Source organism: Actinospineispora eucalypti (genome assembly GCF_039543365.1).
Classification (GTDB): domain Bacteria; phylum Actinomycetota; class Actinomycetes; order Mycobacteriales; family Pseudonocardiaceae; genus Pseudonocardia; species Pseudonocardia eucalypti.
Genome location: NZ_BAABJP010000019.1, coordinates 189,627 through 211,064, shown reverse-complemented (window position 1 = coordinate 211,064; position 21,438 = coordinate 189,627). Strand labels below are relative to the sequence as shown.

The window sequence follows — 21,438 nt, the reverse complement described above, 5'->3', positions numbered from 1 at the left end:
CCCGCCAGGCCCGCACCACCCGCTCGCTGGGCAGCGCGGGGTTCGGTGGCTCGGTGGGCAGCGCCCGGTTCAGCAGCTCGCTCAGCGGATCCCTCAGCCGCCGCGGCAACGGGTCGACCCACAGCCGCGCCAGCGTGAGCAGTTGCTCCGGCGCCAACCCCAGGCCGATGAGCTCCTCGCGCGGCAGCCGACCTGCCGGGTTGGCGGCGGTGGTGAGGGCAACCGCGAGGTCCGCGTCCGGCTCACCGCGCGCGAGCACCTGCCGGATCAGCACGTTCAGCAGGTCGGCACGCCGGTCTTCCGGGTCGTGTGCCCTGGCGAGGACCTCCCGGTAGGCGGCGGTCGCCGAGGTGCCGGCGAAGGCGATCGCCACGTCGGACAGATAGTCCGGGTACTCGGCCTCGGACGACTCGGCAGTCAACGCGCCGGACAAGGTCAGCGAGCCGACGGCCCGATACTCGGCCGGCAACGCCGCAAACCACTCGCGCAGGTTCGTCACGGAGTCCAGGGCGCTGGTCAACAGCCGCTGGGCCAGGATGTTGTGCGAGCTCACCCCGGGATCGACGCCGACGTGGTCGTTGGCCTGGTCGGCAGTAGTGGAGCGCCGAGCCACCGTCTCGGCCGCCGCCAACCACTCGGCCCAGCCCGCCACGGCCGGGTCGGCGATCGGCTGGGTCTCCGGGGCTTGCCATTCGGCCACGCGGGCGGCCATCCAGAGGGCCTGGATCCGCGCCGAGCCTTCCCAGCGGAATGTCGAAGCCACAGCCGCCCACGTGGCGCCGCCGCGCACCAATCCGCGCAGCGACCCGTACACAACCATGTCCCTCGGCGGCAGCAGCGACACCTCGAGCATCCGGGGCAGCGGCGCGGACGGCAGCTCGACCCCGTACACCCCCGCGCGCCGGCGCAGCTCCACGAAGTCCTCGGCCCGAGCCGTTAGATCCGGCAGCAACCAGTTGGGCACGGTCTCGGCCTTCTCGGCCAGCGCCACCACCTCGTCCAACCTGCCGGCGGACGCCAACACGCGGGCCCACGCGACGGCCAGCGCGATCCAGTGCGCCTGGCTCGGCGGATCGTCCAGCAACCTCGGCAAGTCCTCGGGGCGCCGGGTGAACAGCATGTACACCACGTCGTCGGCGGCCCGGGCAAGTGCCCGGAAGGCGTACCCGCGTTCCACCGCGCCGGCGTCGTCCACCGGCCCGAGCGCGGCGAACGCGGCCAGCGTCGCGTCGACGTCCTCGGCATGGGTCAGCAGCCGTACCCGGTCGGCCCGCAGGTCCCAGTACTGGCGCTGTGCCGCCTCACCGAGCACCGCTGTGTGCCGAAGCGCCTCCAGCGCGGCCAGGTTCGCTTCCAGCCGGGCCAGCTCGGCACGGATGCGCACCTGCCGGTGCACCACATCGGCCGGCGGTCCGGTGGTCTCCGGCTGTGCCGGTGCGAGGGTGGGCGCCGCCTCGGTCTCGGGCTTCTGCCACACCAGGTGAACCACCCCGAGGATGCCTATGGTGATCAGCACCACCGCCGCCAGCAGTACCGCCCCCACGACGGTGAGCTCCATAACGGCCCCGAAGGAGGTGGGCTCGCTGACGAACTGGACGTGCCGCGTGGGGACCACCGGGTCGGCACCGAACAGACCGAACACGCCAGGCAGGCCGCCCACCGCCCGGCCTCGGTCGGTGAGCCACCGCCGGAGGCTGCGCTCGGCGGGCGCGATGTCGAGCACGGTGGCCAGCGCGGACCAGCCGTCCACCAGCTCGGCCAGCCGTTCGGAGATCTCCGCGGCGGCATCGTCGGGCACCGTGCTGAGCCTGTCGATCACCTGACCGAAGATCAGCTCGACGGCCCGCCAGATCTCGATCCGCTCCGCAAACAAGGCACGGGAGGCGAACTCACCCATGGCGGTTTCCGCCTCGTCCAGCTTGGCGCGCAGCAGCCCGACCTGGTCGGCGTGCGCCGGGACCGCGTCGCCGGTGTCGGCCATCGTCGGCGGGACCCAACGCCACACTGCCAAGCTGTGCGTGCTGGGGAAGTCCACCGACCGGCCGAACAGGTCGGTGAAGATCGTGACCGACCGGTCGCCATAGCCGGGTAGCCGGACCGTCTCCACGGTCAGTTCGGCACCGGCCGGGATGGGGAGCATCTCGGGGTCGTAGTAGGTGTTGTACGGGTTGGGCTCGGCGGACAGCAGCAGCGGCAGCTTCGCCCTGGCCGCCCACGCGGTCAGGTACTCGGTGAACAACGGGCCGAAGTTGAGGTCGTGGTTGTTGGACTGGCCGTGGTCCAGCGGCAGGATGCCCCGGTCGGTGACGATCGCGGAGATCCGGGCCAGCCGTGGGCCCTTGCTGCCGTCGGCGCGGCGGTGCCAGGCGTAGATCACCACGATGTGCGGGTGCAACAGGTAGTGCTGGGCGTGTTGCCGGTATTGCGCCAGGCCGCCGACCATCGCGAGGCAGGAGTAGCCGCACGCCTCCTCGTGGCCGAGGTCCAGCTCCTCCACCGGGTGCCACGCCTCCCCGATGATCACAGGCACGTCCGGGTGGGGGCGACTGACCGGATCCGAGGCCGAAACCGTGCGCTCCAGCGTGTTGGGGGTGTGCTCACGGGCCACGTACGTCGACCGCAACGCCGCGCGCACGGCCTGCCGGAATGCCACCGAGGCGACCATCTCGTCGCCGTCGGTGATCTGCACCGTCTCCAGGTACCGGGCGAACGACTCCAGCAGCAGGCGTTCGCTCACGTCGTGGTAGTTGATCAATGCCCGGTACCTGGCGGTGCCCGGCTCGAGCTCGATCGGTGGCAGCTCCTCGTTCAGATCGGCGCCGACCAGCTCTCCGACGTGCTGGCCGGGTAGCCGGAGCAGCTCGTCCTCGGCCCGTTTGAGCTGTTCGTCACTGGTGTGCCCGGCCAGCCGCGCGGCCGCTTCGTCAACCAGCCGCAGGTCGATCAGCGCCTGGGCGATGCCGGCCAGTGAGTGGCCGAGGCCCATCCAGGCGTTCAGGAACTTCGCCCGCTGGTCGACGACCGTCTGTTCGGGCAGCCCGTCCCAGAGCGCGGTCAGCGCGGCCGCCGTCGGCGCCAGCCTCGAGTCGGTGAAAACGGTCAGCAGACCTCGCAGGATGTCCTGGTCGCGGCCGGACTGAGGCAGCTCGACCAGCCAGCCAGCGGCGTCGGTCGCGGCGGTGAGCAGCGCGACGAGCAGCCGGGCGCGCAATGACATCGCGCGCCACGGCCGGTCGTCCAACCAGCTCGGCCGGGTGCCGTTGCTGGCGAACGCAACGCGCATCCAGGCGGGTGGCCGGTGCAGCAGTTTTCGCAGCTCGACGACGGTCTCGTCGCCCAACGACCCGCCCAACACACGGCGCAGGACCTTGACCGTGTCGGTCAGGTCCACGTCACCAAGGGTGCCGCGCAGCCCCGGCAACAGCTCAAGGGTGACCCGCCAGAACCAGCCACCCGGGTGCTCGACGTTGCGGTATCGCCTCCCCCAGTCCGCCAGCACGCGGGCGAACACGTTGCGCACCACGTCGAGCCGCATGGCCATCACCGGGTGGTATGTGGGGTTCGAGCGATCCCGCCCGGACGGGCCGAGCCAATGCATGGCGTCGGTCATCCGCGACCCGGCACGGGTGATCAGCTCGGCCAGCTCATCATCCTCGGTGCCGGTCAGCCGCCGATTCACCTCGGCCAGCAGCCCGGTCACCTCGTCGAGGGCCAGCGCGGTGGCATCGATCATCCGCGCGCGGGCCTCGTCCCGCATGGCGACGATCGCGGCCGCTTCCTCGTCGTGGCCGTCCCAGTGCGCCTTGCCCCGCGAGTGGAGCGCCTCGTGCTCGTCCCGCTGCCGGTTGAAGTCGGCGTCCAGGAAGCCGTACCGGATCAGCCGGTCGGTCTCCTCCCGGACCTGGGTGAACTCCACCCACCACGGCCGGCCCTGGCTGTCCGGCACCGTGTAGGCGATCGTCCCCTCGGCGAAGCCGGGCAAGCCGATCCCGGCGAACGCCTCGGCCAACTCCTCCGTCCAGTCCACCTTGGCGACCCGGGTGTGCTGGCGGGAACCGCCGTCCCGCGCGTCCACATGGGGCTGGAGCAGGCCCACGATCGCCTCGTGCTTGTCCCGCACCGGCCGGGCGGTAATGCCGCCACCGGCTGGTGATGGCGGGGAGTGCTTGGGCGCCTCCACCAGCCGCCGCACCCGCCCGAGAGCGGCCTCGATCTCGACGTAAGTTGGGCCGAGGGCCAGCCGCACGTCCGCGTCCAGCAGTTCGTCGAGGTCGCGCAGCGCGGTGCGGAGCGGCAGGTGGGTGATATCGGCCAACTGGTCCAGCAGGCTGAGTACCCGCTCCGCCTCCTCGGACAGCAGGTAGCTGTTCTTGGGATGGCCGACCCGGTGGGCCGTCCGCTGGTCGGCCGGCTGTGTGCTGCCCTCGAGCAGCCGCGGCAGCTTGGCGAGGTTCCTGAGCAGCAGGGTCAGCTGGCGGGGCTCCAGCGGGATCACTCGGAGCAGCTCGTCCACGGTTGGCGGGGCCCCGGCGCGCGCGGCGGTCTCGCGCAGCAGGTCCAGCAACGACACCTTGGCCAGGTCCTCGGGGCGCGGGGCGGACCCGGTGAGCGGGCCCAGCGCGGCAAAGATGCCGTGGATCGGCTGGTCCTCACCCAGCCAGACGGCGCCCAACTGGTCGCGCAACTCTCGCGCCGCGCCGCGCGGTTGCGGCTTGGCCAGCAACACGGCGCGGGGGTGCAGATACAGGCCTCCTTGCCCTCGGCCTCCCACTTTCAGCACTCCCCAGCGATGCAGCGCGGACAGCCCGTCTCGGAGCACGGCGGGGCGCAGCGGCGAACCGAGCACGTGCACCTGCAACACCAGCTTCCGGAGCGTGATACCGGGGTTGTTGGCGAGGAGCCGCACCAGGTCGAGGAACGAGAACCGGACGCGGTCTCCGGGGGGCAGATAGATCGGGCTGCTCGGCACCTCGGCCATCGCGACGCGCAGCACATAGGAGACCTCGTGCCGGCCGACGGCGAGATCGGTGGTCAGCGCGTGTGCCAACCGCTCCAGCGCTTCGCCGAGTACCAGGTCGGCGACCTCGGCGCGGGCGGCGACGTCGGCGAACATCGCGGTGGCCTTCAGGGGCAGCGAGTAGAGCAGCCGGGAGCCTCGACGATCGGACCTGGCCACGGTGATCAGGCCGAGGTCGGCGAGGTCGGCGAGCAGCAAGCGGAACGCCTCACTCTCGACCCCGACCATGGGTGCGAGCTCCTGCCAGGCGATCCCCGGCCGGGCATCCACGAGTGCGAACAGGTCCGCCACCGGGACGGGCTCGTGCTCCACGCTCCGCGGTATGACGCCGAGCTGTCCCAGGACCCGTTGGAGGGCACGGCGGACCACCGCGAGCTCCGGGTCCGCCGGCGCGGCGAGCAACTGGTGCAGCGCGTCCAGCAGCCGGCGGCGGGCGGTGCTCCGTACCTTCGCGCGCTGGTCCAGGTCGGTAAGCAGGCCGATCGCGCGGTCGGTCAGCGCGTGTCCGTCACCCGTCGGCGTCAGCAGGCCCCAGCCGACGAACCAGTCCAGTCCCGACCCGCCGGACATGCCGGGGCGGTCGGCAATTTCCTGGAGCACGGTCCGCCACGGCGGGGTCGACGCCCGGCCCTCCCGGAGGTCGAGATACCGCGTCAGCGCGGCGTCCAGTTCCGCCTGGGTGGCCGCCACCATGGAGGCGAACTCCAGGCCGAGCAACCGGCGCAGATCGGTCTGTTGGGCGCCAGCCGCGTCGAGCAGCTCCGTGCCCAGGTCGGTCAACCGGTAGTCGCCCCCGGGGCCGGCATCGAGGAGACCCCGGTCCATCAGCCAGGCCAGCCACTGATCGAGATCGGCCCGGCCGAGCGGGGTGAGGGTTGCGATTCGCTCACGGCCCAGCCCCTCGCCTATGCCGCGCAGCAGGGCGTCGATGCTGGTGAAAACCTCGCTCGAGCGCGGCTCCGCCGCGGTCCGGACCCAGTCGAGGGCGGACTCGAGGTCATCCGCGCGGCCGGCCGGCGTCGAGTCGAGCAGTTCCGCCAGTTCGTCTCCCGCCCGGCCGAATGCCGGCAATGCACGCAGCGCCCTGGAGACGTCGGGCAACTGCGCGTAGCGGGGTGACTCGTCGCGGTCGTAACCGACCATACGCAGCCGGAGCAGCTCGGCCAGCCCAAGACCGACGGTGGCCGGCGCGACGCCGGTGAATCGGGCGATCGCCAACTCGAGCAGCTGGTCCAGCGTGATCGGTTCGGTCAGCAGGCCCAACAGGTCGGCGAACGAGAAGAAGTCCGCCTGCTCGCCTGTCTGACTGGCCGGCATGGCGTCCAACCGGGCGCGGAGCTCGTGGCGGTACACCGTGACCGGGAGGTCGAGGCTGCGTTCGGGGGCACCGGAGAGGAGCGCGACCGCGCGGGCGGTGAGCAACAGGCCGCGCCAACCGTAGTTGTACCCGTAGTTGTGCAGCTGGACCGTCACCGCGAGATCCAGATCCGAGAGCATGGCGATCAGCGGGTCCAACTGGGACCGGGTCAGGCCGGTGATGGCGGCCAGCTCGGCCACCAGGACCCCGGGTACCCGGCCGATGATCCGCAGCACGGTGTCCACCGTGGGCGCCTCGATGTCCGGTGCCCGCCGCGGACCGTGCTCGGCCAGGGTGTACTCGGTGCCGTCGCGGACGAGGAAGCCAAACGCGACGAGCTCGGCGAGCCGGCCGGCCGTGGCCGGCACGCCGGTCGCGGCGATCAGCGGCAGCGTCGCCCGAGGGTGTTCCGCGACGAACGCCAACAACCGCGCCCGGTGCTGGTCGGCCGGATCGGCGAGCCGTTGGCGCAATTCGAGCAGGGCGTCGATGAGGCGGAAGACATGCCCCATGTCCTGCGCGAAGGGCGTGCCGAGCAGCCGGTCGATGCCGCCGAGCACCAGCCGATAGACCTCGTCCCGGATCACCCCGCGATTGTCGATCTCGGCGAAGAGGGCCAGCCCTTCGTCGTTGATCCGGTATCGGACGGTCCCCCAGCCCTGGCCGCCGCGCCGCTCGACCAGGCCCCCCTCAACGAACTTGTCCATCCGGCGCTGCGCCTGATACCCGGCCACCCCGTACCGGGCGGCCAGCGCGGTGAGGCCCAGCCAGGGGCGAGTGCTGATCAGCGATAGTGCCCCGCGCAACGAGCGGGTTTCGGGCGAGACCCACAGCTCGGTGGCGAACCGGCGTACCCGTCGGTGCGCCGAGGCGATTTCCCCGTCGTGCGGGCCGACCCGCCAGCGCGCGTCGGCCGCGAGCAAGCGGGCGAGCGCGCGCACCGCCGCGCGGAGTGGGGGGTGCACGACGGCGTCCGGATTCGCCAGCATGTAGAGCAACACCCCGGTCCAAGGGGTCAGCCCATACCTGCTTGGCCTCCGGCCGGCGGTGAGGAACCCGAGCGTCACCAGCCGGTCCAGGCTGGACGCCACCTCCGTGGCGTCCAGCGAGAGTTCCGCCGCGATCCGGGCGGCGGTCACCGGGCTTTCCCGCTTGCCGGCGTTCGCCGGGCCTCCGCCGCCCTCGAAGGCGTCCCGGACGGAGAGGAGCAGGTCGAGGATCGACGGCACCGGCACGGCGGGGTCGACGCGCGTGCCACCGATCGACCCGGCCAGCCGGTCGGCCGCCGCCTCCAGCTGCTCGATGCGCGTGTCATCCCGGAACAGCGGGGTGTCCGCCAGGGTGCCGGCCGCGATCGACTCAACGACGCCGGGGTGCGGCGATAGGGCCAGCGTGCCCGGGTCCACGCTGAGCAGGCCTCGGCGCTCCAGCGCGGCCAGCGCGGCGCGCACCGTGTGCGGGGGGAGCGGAACCCCCTGCCGGTGCAGCATGACGATCAGCCCGGCCGGAGTCAGGCCCGCGCGCCCGGTGAGCATGCCGACCAGGTCCAGGAAGGAGAACGGCCGCCGTTCGGCCGGCGGAAGGTAGATCGGGCTGCTCGGTACCTCGGCCATGGCGATCCGCAGCTCGTACTCGATGCGCCTGTACCCGGCGGTCAACCGGATGGTCATGGCGTACGCCAGCTGCTCGACCGCCTCGGTCCGGTCCTCAGCCTCGACGGCCGCCCCCGAGTCCAGCTCGGCATGCATCGGCGCGGCGGCGCCGTCGCGGGCGTGGGTGTCGGTCTGGCGCGCGGTCTCGCCATCGGTGCCCGCGGCTCGCAGCAGGCGCAGGTCGGTGAGCACGTCCAGGATCGGGCGCAGCTGGGGTTGGTCGATCCCGGCCAGCACGGCCAGTTCGGCGGCGGTCATGCCCGGGCGGAGGCCGATCAGGGTGAGCAGCTCGTCGACGGAGAACGGCTGGCTGGGCGGGGTTGGTGCACGGCTGTCCGGGTGTATGAAAAGCGCGCTGTACCGGGTGGAGCTGAGCCGGGCCAGTACCCCGGCGATGCTTCGCTCGATCAGCTCGTGCCGGAGCTCGGCGGGCCCGCGCAGGAGATGATCCAGGATGCCGAGCAGCAGTTGGTGGCCGGCCGTGCGGAAGTCGCGGCGCCGCGCCAGCTCGGCCAGCAACCCGGCACCCTGCCTGGTCGCGGCGTAGCCACTAGGCGCGTCGTCGCTGTCCTCGAGGAGGTCTTGCTCGGCGAACCAGGCGAGCATCGGCCGCCATGGCTCGACGTCGAACTCCTGGCGCGTGGCCACCGCGAGCAGCAGGTCTTTGAGCGTCGAGATGACCGCGCCGGTTGAGGTCCAGGCCGGGGCACGATCCCGGCTCGCCGCCACCTCGGCCTCGAGCTCGGTGGTCGGCGCGTCGAGCTCGAGCTCGGCGAGGGCGCGTGCCAGCTCAGCGTCCCGCTCGAGGACGCGGTCGAACGGCTTGGCGACCTTCAGCCGGGGCGCAAAGCCGGGACGCCCGGGCGGCTCGAGCAGCCCCAGGTCGTGCAGGGCGGCCAGGCCGGCGATGAGTAGGGCGGCTCCGGGCGCGCCGGGGCGCGCGAACAACCGGGGCAGGGAGCCTCGAGATTCGCGTAGGTCGCTCAGCAGATCGGCGAACGAGTACCGTTCGGCCGCCGGGCGCGGGATGTGTTCGGTGGGCAGTAGGACTTCTGGCCAGCCGTGCGGTCGCCGCACGGAGGTGAGCAACCGCCGGTCGATCAGGTCGCGTATGGCCGCGGCGAGGGTTTCCGTCGGGACGTCGACCAACATGGCCAGCTCTGCGGTGGTGATCCCGGGGGCGGCGCGCACCATGATCAGCAGGTCCCGACCGGTCCACTGGAAATCCGTGCCGGGCGCCGGCTCGGCGCGCCGGTAGGAGGCGCCGCCGCGCCGGGTGCCTTCGGTGATGAACCCATCCCCGACCAGCTCGGCCAGCCGTGAAGTGAGCTCAGCCCCGGCGCCCGGCTCGGCGGCACGCAGCCGCGCGCGGGTGACCTCCTGGGTCGACGCGATCCGCGCGACCAGCCGCACCCGCAGCTGGTCTGCGGGATCCGCGACCAGCTCGCGGAGCTCCAACACGCCGGCAACTCGGGCCAAGACGTCGGCCGGGTCGGCGTTCAGCTCGGTGGCGAACAGTCGGGCAAGGGCCTCGGTCACCATCCGGTATGCCCGGTTCGTGATCACCGCCCGGTGGTCCAGCTCGGTGAGCACCTCCGTGGCCAGCGGGCTTGCCCGGTAGTTCAGGTTGCGCCGCGGGACGACCACGCCCGAGGTGGCGAGCCCGCTCATCCAGGCCGAAAGCTCCTTCACCGGCAGGCCGACGAGCGGGCCGAGATCAGCCAGCCGGGTCTCCCGGTTCGTGGCTACCGCCCCCACCAGATCCCGCAGCGTCGGGGCGGTCGGCTCCGGCCCACCGGGACGCAGGCCGCCGCCGGCAACCACCCCGGCGGCCGCGACGGCTCCGCCGGTGGGGTTCACGGCGTGCAGGGCCAGCGTGATCCCGGCGCCGACGATGGCCCCCCAGGCCAGGTGGTAGACGCGCAGCGTGATGGCGGCCCCGCTGGGCGTGCGCGCCCAGGCGCGCAGCTCGGCCAGCGGCCGAGGGATTGCCCGCACAGCCGGCGAACCGCCGTACAACCAGCCGGTGCCGCGCACGACGGCGACGCCCGCGGCGAGCACCACCCAGCCCGCCCAGCCCGGGCCTAGGGCGTTGGCGAGTACACCGACGAGAACACCCAGCTTTAGCAAAATGTCGGGTTGAACCACTGCCGCTCGGATCGCGGACCACGGCCCGGCTCGTGGTCCGGCTTCCTGCTCGAGGTCGTCGAGGATGTTCCGTGCCTGGTGGAGCTGGCGCGCGGCCACGAGCCAGGCGAGCAAAGCGGCCGGGCGGAACGACGGCACCGCGTGACCGCGGTGGTGCCGCCACCACAGCACCAGGGCCACCACCGCCGCCAGGGCCACGCCGACGACCGCCGGGTCGATGAGCGCCGAGCCGCCGTCGGCGAGGGCTCCCGGGTGGTGGCCGGCCCACCTCGGGCCGGTCGCCGGGACAAGCACGAGCCCAAGGTTGCCTAGGTGTTCCGGCAGGCTGTGCTCGCCGGTGTTGAACACGAAATTCGCTCTGCCGCGCTCGGTTTCGAGCTCAATTTCGTCGCCGTCGCGCAGCTCGGTGACGGTGGCGTCGACGAGCTCCTCGTTGACCCAGGTGCGAGCGCCGAAGCTCACCAGGTACCAGCCTCGGTGGTCGATCAGCGCGGCGGGCAACCGCCCGTGCGCGGCGTGCGGGTTGTATCCGAAGCTGAAATCGAGGCCGTCCACTTCGGTGAGGAGCTCCCTGTTGGCCTTGAAACGGAGCGTCCGCTGTTTCCCGTCTCCGCGAATTCCGGTGATCCGGGCCGGGGTGACGCCGTCGGTGGGCCGCGGCGCGCCCTCGGGGAGCCGGGCGACCGCCTTGCCGTTCGCTGACACCAGCAGCGGGCCGGTCGACGCCGCGAGGATCTGATCCCGGGTGACCCCGAGGCCCTCCGTGAGATCGCCGACCCATGCCCACGAGCCGGCGAGCGGCAGGCGATACATGAGGTGGTAGCGCAGCTCGGCCGGGTCGGCCAGGTCGGCAGGGGCCGGCAGGCGGATGAGCCCGGCGGCGGCGAGGGCGCGGGCCACCGTGAGCGCGTCTTCGCTCGGATGGCTGGACCAGCGCAGGGGCTCCGGGTTGCCGGTTTTTACCGGGAGGTTCCACTCGTGCGCGAAGATGAACGCCAGGGCGATGCGACGTATGGCGGCGTCCCTCTCCTCCCGGTCGGTGGCGCGCGGGAGCCCCGTTTCGATGGTTTGGTGGGCGAGCCGAGCCCAGAACTCGGCGGCCGCACGGATGAGCGCCTCTTCCAGCTCCGTCATCCGGGTGACGACCGCCTCAACGCGGACACCCGGAAGCCGGTGCGCGCCGACGAGCAGGTCCTTGGCCCGGTCGATGAGGATGGCCCGGTCTTCCAGTGCGGCCTCGGGCGCCCGTGCGAGCAGGCGTTCTGCCTGGTCGAGCAACGTCGTCACGGATACCTCGCCCCGCGCGCGCCGGTCCAACCGGGCAAGGACGTATTCGTGCAGGGCCTCCGCGTGAGCCTCCTCGGCGTCCGGGGTGCGGCCGGTCGTTGAGACGGCGCGGGTCGGTTGGGCCGGGATGCGGATCCGGTCCTCCCGTGCGATCAGCCAGTTGTAAAGATCGACGATGTTTCTCGAGGGCCGCGCCAGAGGGGGCCACATTGGGCTGCGCCGGAACTCGTCTAGCCGCAGCGCGCTGCGCAGGGGGTGGGGAAGCAGGTCGACGAAGGCCGCGGTGAGCGCCTCCGCGCTGCGCAGGGCCAGCCAACGATCCCTCATCGCGCGGCTTTCGCGGACATCCGGGGGTCTCACCGCGGTGGCCCAGTGCAGCAGCCGACCGGCCAGCGCGACTAGCTCGTCCTCGGACAGGAACACGTTGTGTTGGGCGGCCGCCACGGCAAGCCGGGTGGCCAGGTACCTGAGCGTGTCGTGGGCGGCCTCGGTGGTCAGGCCCTGGCTGCCCCACTGCGCTCGATGGGTGCGCTCGGCCCGCTTCCGCGCGAGCCGGGAGCCCATCGGCGTAGCCCAGACTTTGTCGAACTCGAATTTGAGGATCGTCGCCAGCTCGGCGCCGGCGATGGTGAACGCGCGTTTCACCGCTGCCTCGGTCGCCGGGAGGACCGGCGCCCTGGCGAGCAGGAACCTGCGCCACTCGGCGTCGTAGTGCCGGATGAGCGCGGCGATGCCGTCCCCGGCGAGTGTGTCGGCGGGCAGCCCGGGCACGGCGTGGCCTTTGTGGATCAGCTCCCAGATGGCGAGCGGGTTGTGCTCATTGACCAGCCGCCACTCCCGCATCACCTGGGTGGGCAACCAGGGTCCCGGCCGGCCGGCGGGTGCTGGCTCGTTGGCGAGCAGCTCGGCAAGGATGCCGATGTAGCGGGCGATGGCCAGGGGGTGGCCTTCCCACCGGGCGAGCGCCTGGGCCACGACGTTCACCGCGCCCCACGGGTCGCTGGCGCGGACCACCACGACGTGTTCGTCCCAGCGGGCGATGGCGTCGACCGCCGAACCGAGGATGGGGTCGAAGATCGGGCTGTCGTTCAGCTCGAAGCGGACCTCTCGCCGCACCTCGGGGACAGGCTCGCCACGCAGCAGCGCCTTGATCCAGGCCAGGTACTTCCTGGGCTGGGCGAGTTCCTCGGTGAACTCGTCCAGGGTTGCCTCGGGACGATCCAACAGGTACGTCCAGCTGGTGAGCAGCTCCCCGACACGTTTGGTGTACTCCTCCCGGGTTTCGGTCAGTTCGATCTCGGCCAAGCCGACCAGCCACTGGGGATCGAGATCCGAACCGTGCGGGATGCGCGCCGCGACGGGTCCCTCATGGGCATCCAGCCACTCCCGAACCAACGCCTGGGCGCTGGCGAGCCGCCGCTCACGCCATTCCTCGAGGTCGGTGGGTGCGCGTGGGCGGTTGACCCGGTAGGTCCATTCGTGGGTCAGCGCCCGGTCGAGGAAGCCGGCCCGGAGCAGGCCCAGCGCCTGGAGCATCCGGATCTCCGCCAGCTTTTCGTCGGTTACGTACACCTGCTCGTCGATGGGGTTCGTGTAAACGATGACGTCGGCCAGCGTCTCCTCGGTTACCCCGCTCGCGCGCAGGTCGTCCGCCGGCACCAGCCACGCCACGCCGTGCGGGGTCACCCGCAGCGGCTCGATGCGCTCGGCGCGCAGCAGCGCGGCTTGGTAGCCGTCCCGCGCGTCCCCGAGTGCCTTGACCGCCAACGCGCCGCCGTGCCGGCCCCGCGCCCACCGCACCACGTCGGCCAGCAGCCCGGCCGAGAAGGCGAGTTGGCGGGCTTCGTCGACCTCACCGTTGCTCAGCCCGGCGAGGCGGGCATCCTCGGTGAACAACACGGTGCCAGGCGTGGTGGCCAGCGACCGCAGGCCGGTTGTCTCGGTGATGAGATCGTTCTCGCTGACCTCCACGACCCGTCCGGCCAGCACGGGGCCCCGGGCGCCGATCGGCGTCGTCCGGCTGACCCGCCACAGCCGTTGCCCAAGCTGTGGCGGCTCGGCGAAGCGACCCTCCGACGGCATGTCCCCACGCTCGGCGGCGATCTCGGGTGCGATCACAACCGTGACCCCGATCGGGGTGGTGTCGGTCCCGCCGTAGAGGTCGGCCCGGGTAGGAACGCGTAGCTCGGCGTCCTCAATAACCTTGTGGCCCAGGCTCAGGCCGCGGTCCAGCGCCAGCGTCTTCGGGCCGGCGGCGACGAGCGCGATCCCCGCGTCATAGTCGGCCACGTAGCCGATCCCGATGTCGGCCCGGTCGTCGGAGACCAGCACGGTCCGGGAGATCTCGTCATCCACGGTCCGAGGGTGCTTCGGTTGTTGGTCCAGCCGCGCCTGCTGTGCGTTGAGCTCCGACTCGGCGGCCTCGGTACGTTCCCGCAAACCCGGCCAGGGCTCGACCGGCTCCGCCCAGTCGAGGAAATCCTGGACCTCTACCAGCAACTCGGCGGCCTCATCCAGGCGCGACATCGCGGGGGCCTTGATCCACCCGAGTCGGTTCCAGGCCGCCTCCAACTGCGCCACCGCGCGAACCACGAAAGCGTTGCCCAGGCGGTGTCGCAGCACCTGCTGCAGTGCGTCCAGCTCCTCGGCGACCCCGGGCATCGGGAATCCGGGTCGAGTCGCGTTTGCATGCAGTACCGCGGCTTCGCTGGCCAACCGCCCGGCTCGTTCGACCATTACCAATAGTGCTGGCAGAGGCTCGTTCTCCCCCTCGGTGGGCACTTCCCGGGCGATCAACGTGGCGGTGAGCGCCTGTGACCAGCCCCGCATGTCACGGATCCCCTGCTGGTCCAGCTCGTCCAGCAGCTGGAGGAAGCGAGCCCTGTGATCACCGGCCAGCGTCGCCAGGCCGCGCGCCCTCAAGTGGTCGTGCTGCTGGTCTTCCAGCCGCAGCCACCCGCTGAATATCTGGTAGGCCCGGTCGCCGGACTCACCGAGCATGCTCAGCGTGTCAAGGTCCCGTGCGAGTTCGCCGGGCTCGGGCGAGGGTCCTTCCCGGTTGTTCTCCGACAGCCAGTCGCGCAGCAGGCGATACCGTGCCCGCACCATTGGTCCGGCGTCGCGGCGGGCCTGCTCGATCCGGCGCTCCGCCTCTCGTACGGGCCCCGCCGCCCCCCGCGCCGCCCACACCTCGACCCACCAGTCCGCACGCAGCGCGCCCAGGTCGACCAGCGCAATCGCCTCGGGCGCCAACGAGCCGGCCGGGACCATGAGCCACCGCTCCACGGCCTCGAGCCTGCGCTGGCGCGCCGCGTCACGCGCCTGAACCAACAACGAGGCGTCCACCCGGTGTGTCCTCGCCGCACCCGGGCCGAACCACGTGAGGTCGGTGTGGCCATTCTCGTGCGCGCCGAACGCGTTCCAGAACACCGGACCGAGATCCAGGGCCAGCATCTCGGACCAGACGTCCTCGAACATGAACGTCGCAAAGTGCCCGGGCAAGCTGTCGGTGTAGCCGATGAGTGCACCCACCACGTCGAAAAGCTGCCGCTGATCAAGCATGGGCCGCGCCTCGGCGGGGACAAGCAAACGAACCGGTGGGCCTCGGGCACCGTATGGCAGAGCGTGCTCACCCGGTAGGAATGCCTCGGCCGGCAGTTCGGGCAGCACGCGCCCGAACTGCTCGGCCTGTTCATCGGAGAGCCCGACCGCACCGCGTTCGTGCGGACCGGTGGTCCATCGGTTGCGCCCGAAACCTCGCCAGAGCAGGACCGCGACGGCCGCCGCGACGCCGAGCGCCAGGCCCGTCCCGCCGTGCTGGCCGATCGCCCCTGCCACCTCGGCAGCGGCGGGAGTGGCGGTGAGCAGCATGAACCCGGCCGCGCCCACCGCGCCCAGCCCGAGCCGGCGGACCAACGTGCTCAGCCCGGGGCCTTCGCGCGCCAACACCTTCCGGATCAGCCTCGCGGCGAGGAGTATCAGGGCGGCCGCCGCGAACCCGCCGACGACGGCGGGTGCGCTGGGATTGGCGTCGCCCAGCGGCCCGTATTGCGGGACCACCAGCGGGGCGCCGGCAAACGCCGCCACCCAGTACAGGCCGGTAACCCTGGCCTGCATGTCGTCGCGGGCGGAGAGCTGGACGTTGCTGTTCGCCGCGTTGAAGTAGATCATTGCGAAGAATCCGAACACCGCCGTGGCGGCCACCGCAGTGGCCGGGTGCGGCATCAGTCCGGACACCCCCTCGGCGGTGGTCATCGCCAGCCCGGCGCCGAGCACCAGCCGCAGCCGGGGCTTCGCGCCCTGTGCCCTGGCGGAAAGCCACAGGCTGACCAGCCCGCCGGCCATCCCGCCCACCGCGATCGCGCCGGAGAAGATGCCCAGCAACAGCGCGCCTCCGCCGAAGGCGTTGCCGGCCAGCAACGGCAGCGTGATGCTGGTGTTCCAGGCCAGCGAGGAGACCGGCAGCACCACCAGCAGCAGCACGATGCGCAGCACCCGGTTGTGCCAGGCGTAGCGCGCCCCGGAGAACAGCCGTACCCCCAGCTTGGCGAACGCCACGCGCAGCGCGTCTCCGTTGGCCGAATTCTGGTGCTTGATCTTGAGCTTGCCCAGGATCGCGGCTACCGCGAGAAAACTGGCCGCGTTGGCCAGGAACAGCCAGCTTGGGCCAACCAGGTAGAGCAGCGTCGCCCCGGTCGCCGCACCGAGCAGCCGGGAGAAGTTGATGACCTGGAGGTTCAACGCGTTGGCGTTGACCACCCGCTCGCGCCCGACCAGGGCATCGACGATCTCGTCCTGCACCGGTTGGGAGAGCCCCATCAGCACACCGGTGAACCCGGCGGACACCAGCAGCACCGGCAGGCTCAGCAGCCCGACCATCGCAAACAATGCAACCGTGGCGGCGTTGGCGAACCCGATCAGGCTCAGCACCCGCAGCATCACCTGGTGGTTGGCACGGCCGGCGAGTACGCCGCCCACCGGTGCCAGCACCGCCGCGATGCCGAACTGCAACAACGCGGCAAGCACCACCATGGGCGCGCTGTGCCCGGACATTTGCAGCACCAGCAGGTCCTGCGCGATGGCGGCCATCCAGGTGCCGGTGGTCGTGATCAGTGCGCCGAGGACGAACCACGGGTAGCCGGGCACCCGCAGCGCGGCGAACAACCCATGCCGGGCGTTGTCGTCCGCCCCGGCCTGCTTGGCCAGCCAGCCGTCCAGCGCGTCGATCATCCCGATGGCCTGCTCGGCCAGGCCATTCAGGGTGGCGGGATCGACCCGGCGGTCGGTGGGCAGCGCGGTCAGCTCGTCGCGCACCCGGTGGATGCCCCCCAACAGCGGGTCCACCTCGGTGTGCGGGCTCGGTTTGGCGGCGTCGAACCGGGCCTTCACGGCGTCCAGCCGCGTGACCAGCTCGGCGATGTCCAGCCGGTCGGCGGCGGTGTGCAACCACCGCCAGAACTGGCGCAGCCCCGCGTCGACGGCTACCTCCCAGGCCGCGCGAAGGAGCAGGAACCCGACACCGACGCCGATGAACCCGTCGGCGAGGCGTGCGGTGACGCCGAGCAGCTCGGCCAGCGCGCCGGTGGTCAGCGCGGCGAACACCTTCGCGGTCACCCCGACGCCGACGGCGGCGATGATGCCCATGCTGGCCAGCGCGTCCGCCACCGCGTGCCGGCCCTCGAGCAGCAGCGCGCGCACGTCCCACCGGTTGCCGGACCACATGCGCGCCTTGGCGATCGCCAGGTTGGCCACCAGCCCGAGCAGCGCGGGCAGTGCCGCGCCCACGCTCAGCGCCTCCGGGTGGAGCAGGTGGTGCCACGACTCGACGAATACCCATCCGCTGGTCGCGGTCATCGACGCGACGATGACCCCGTAGGCGATCCGTTTCCAGATGATCCGCGTCTTCGTCTTACTGATCCAGTACGAGATGATCATCGGGACGGCGGGGGCGACGTCGATCAGGTTGTGCAGGATCTCGCTGAACACCGCGGCGCTGTCCAGCGCCAGCCCGGTGGCGGTCTGGTACTGCATCCACACCGTGGCGAGCAGCCCCGCCGCGGTCCCGAGGGTGAACACGGTGGCCCAGATCTTCCCGCTCAGCGGCAGCTCCTGGTCCTCGTCGTGCTCGTGCGAATGGTCGAAGTGGGACATCCAGAACGCCTTGACCTTGCGCACCACAATGACCAGTACGGCCGTCCCGGCGGAGAACAGCGTCCAATGCCCGATCGGGGTGCCGATGAACGGCACATACGCCCAGGTGCCGGCCAGCACACCGGCCACCGCGAAGTACAGCCGGACCGGCGGCGCCCTGGCGTTCGCCGACCGGCCGGACCGGGTGATCACGGCGTGCCGGACCCAGGCAGCCAGCGCGACGAGCACCGCCGTGGCCGCGGTCGGCCAGCCGGCTCCGCCGAGCGCGGCGGTATGGCCGACCAGCACACCCACCCCGGCGGCCGCCCAGCGCCACCAACCGGCCGGCGGCGCCGGTGTGCTGCCCGGGGTACGCATCTCCACCCGGCGCAGCGCCTCGGCCTCGACCAGCGCCATGCTGCTGGCCACCGCCAGCGCGATGCTCACCCCGGCCCAGCCGGCGGGCAGCGGGGTCTGCCCGTTGTCCACGAAACCGGCGACCGAGGCGGCGATCACCTGGCTGCTCGCCTTGATCAGGGCGAGCATGCCGAACGCCAGCGCGCGCTGCGTCAGATGAAGGAACCGCATGGCGACCGCGGCCTGGATGGCGAACATCAACCCGGTGGACGCGGTCTCCCCCAGCAGGCTGGTCACCCCGATGCCGAGGAACGGTGCCCCGGCCGCCTGGGTGATCAGCGAGCTGAGCCCGCTGATCGCCATCAGCATGCCCATCGCGCCGAGGAACCCGCCGATGTGCCGCTGCACCGGCCCGTGCCCGTCCTTCACCGCTCCCCACGGTTTGCTGGAGAAGTCGGCGATCAGCGCGATGACCAGTACCAGCGCCCCACCGCCGACGAGGCCGTAGTTGAACACCGACTCCAGCCCGGCCGGCGCCTCCATCCGGGCCAGCGCCAGCCGCCAGGTGCCGTCGAAGATGCCCAGCGCGGCCGCGATCCAGGCGTTGATCTTCCCGACGCGGGCGGTGAACGGGTCGCGCAGCGCGCCGAACATCTCGGGGATGCTCGGTGTGGAATCCGGCGGGACGAACCTGGGCGGGGTGGTCGCCCACATCAGCAGGGCGGCGACCAGTGCGCCGGTCGCCGAGGTGAGCGTGGCGTCGACCAGCGCGGCCCGGTCCTGCCCCGCCGCCACCAGCGCGCCCTGCACGTCGAGCGTCGCGGAGAGCACGAAGGTCAGCCCGAACAGCACGAAGGCGCTGAGCGACTCGGCGAACCTGGCCCTCGTCTCGCGCAGCCAGCCGCTGGCGATGTCGTAGATGGTGAACATCGCGTTGGCGCCCATGCCCAGCAGGAATCCGGCGGTCAGGTAGCCGACCGGGCCGGATGCCAGCGCGACCAGCCCGTAGGCGCCGGTGGTGCCCAACAGCGACGAAACGCTCATGAACCGGGGCGAGCGGCTGGCCCAGTAGCGGGTGAGCAGGACGAATCCGGCCAGGCTGCCGGCCAGCCCGGTGGCGAACAGCGCCGCCTTGGGCACGGTGTGCATCGCGCCGGCGATCTTCGTAGCGGTGTAGATCCCACTGCCGGCTACGCCGGCGGCGACGGACGCGGCCAGCACGAACGCCAGCCGGTGCGGCAGCCTGGTCAACCGGGTCTCCGGGTCCCCGAGCCGGGCGCGAGGCAACGGCATCCGGGCCAGCCACCGGGCCACCGCAATGACCAGTGCACTCAGCCGGGGCCATCGGGGCGTGCCGGTGGTCGGTCCCCGCGCCGCGTCCGGCGGCCCGGCCAGCACCGCCCGCGCCTGGTCGGCCGGTGGCAGCACGACGAAGGCCGGCACGTCGAGGGTGACGGTCGGGTTGCGCAGCAGCGCCCGGACGGCGGTGCCCGGCAGATCGGCACGCAGCCGCTCGAACGCATCGCTCGGCCGGTAGCGGCCGGTGTGCTCGTCGCGGACCAGCAGGTCGTGATCGACCAGCAGGGCCAGCCGCCAGCCGATCCCGCCGTCGCCGAGGTTCTGCTCGGCCGCCACCTCCAGCAGCCGCGCAGCCCAGGTCGGAGCGCCCGGCCAGTGACCCGCGTTCACCAGGTCCAGCACCTCAGCGGCGGTATAGCCGGTCTCCCCGCCCTCGTCGATCCACCGCCAGGCCAGCAGCCGCCACAGGTCCAGCGCCGCCAACGGGAGGCGGCCAGGGTCCGGCGCGTCCGGGATCTCCGCCCAGCTCGCGGCGCCCGGCCACACCGGAACGCGCCGCGCCGCGACCAGCGCGCGCAGCCACCACCCGACCAGCAGCACCAGGCCGATGCCGGCCACCACCGGACCGACCCAGGCCAGCCAGCCCAAGGACACCGTCGTCTGGGTGCCGACGACACCGTGGGCCGCGGTGGCCGAGGCGGCCGAACCGGCCAGCAGTTGCCCACCCAGCCACAGTGCGGCGGCCAGCGGAATGGCCAGGAACAGCAGGAAGGCGCGGGCCACCACGTTGCGTGTCGGGGCGTGCTTCGGGGCGGGGTTCGGCGCGATGGTGAACGTCCGGGCGTCCCCGTCGACGCCGACCGTGTGGTGCGCCAGCACCGGCGCACCCAGCACCGGGACCTCCGCGGCGGCCGTGAAGAGCGGCCGCACCGAGACAACCTCGGACAGCCCGAACACCCGGAGCCAGAGCGCGTCGGCGGCCAGTCGTTCGGGCTTCGCACCGGTCACCGAGACGAGGGGAACCCGCTGGCGGGCGCGGCCGAGGTAACCGAGTTGGCCGGCGGCGTCGGGTGGGAACGCCACGACGTCCGCGCCGGTGTCCATCAACGCCCATGCCTGCGACCGCCGGCCGTCGGGATGCTTGGTATCCACCCACAGGAACGCGCCGGGGCTGTCGGCCGCGTACCCGGGCCAGAACGGCAGCTGGCCACCCTGTTCGGCGGACTGGTCGCGCAGCACCTGCCCGAGCAGATCCGCGGGTAGCTCACGGCCGGGTGCGGTCAGCGCCTTCTCCTGAGCCCGCATGGCGTCCCGCGCCAACTGATCGGTCCAGACGAACCGACCCGGTTGGAGAACCGGACGGTCGGTGGGTGCCGGGCCGGGCCGGCGGGTCATCACGAACCGCTGGGCCGCGCCGCTGAACGTGGTCGGGAACACCCGCAGCAGGTCAAGCAGGCCCCACACCGGGTAATCCAGCCCCGGGTAGAAGTCGGGCCACAGCCAGAACGGTTTACCCAGCAGCCCGCCCATCGGGTTGCCGTCCGCGTCCAGCAACCTGGCCTGGACCGGCCGCGTCGCCCGCCAACCGACCCCGAACCCGATCGGCTCCCGATCGCCGGCCTCGGGGTCGGTGCGCAGGCCCAGCCGCTCCACCCACTTCATCGGCATGCGGGTGAACGTCGCGCCGGTATCGATCAGGCCGGCCGCCGGAACTCCGGCCTCGCCCAACCGCAGGCCAACAGCGGGCCCGGGGTACGAACCTTCGAGCGCGGTGTACGGGAACATCGCGCCCGCCGTGCCGGGGTCGACCGAGAGGAACCGGGCCAGCGCCACGGCGAGCTCGGGCTCGCTGGTGGTACCGGTGAGCCGTGCAACGGCCTCGTGCAGCCCTGCGACCAGCGCGGCCATCTTGGCGTCGTGCTCCGCACCGGTGTGGTCGTGGCCCCGCAGGTGCTCGTCCCGCTCGTGCCGCAGGAAGTCCAGCCACCAGGACAGGAACGACGAATCGCGGGCGATCAGCGCGTTCACCAGCGTGGCGAGGTGCGCCGGCACCAGGATCTCCCCGGTCGGCCGCCAGCCGTACCCGTACAGCTTCCCGCCCAGCGGCGCCTCCTCGGTGACCCGTACCAGCGCCACCAGCTCCGCGAGGAGCCCGGTCAGCTCCGGCGGCGCCCGTACCAGGTACGGGAACC

General features: G+C 71.9%; 1 protein-coding gene (cut by both window edges). It reads right to left on the bottom strand.

Every position in this 21,438-nt window falls within one protein-coding gene, locus ABEB12_RS20285, for an MFS transporter (protein ID WP_345702983.1), read on the bottom strand. The gene is 104,610 nt long; 22,892 of those nucleotides lie to the left of the window and 60,280 to its right, leaving coding positions 60,281-81,718 in view — codons 20,094 (partial) to 27,240 (partial); the first complete codon in reading order (the gene reads right to left) occupies positions 21,434-21,436. Both codon boundaries (start and stop) fall beyond the window edges.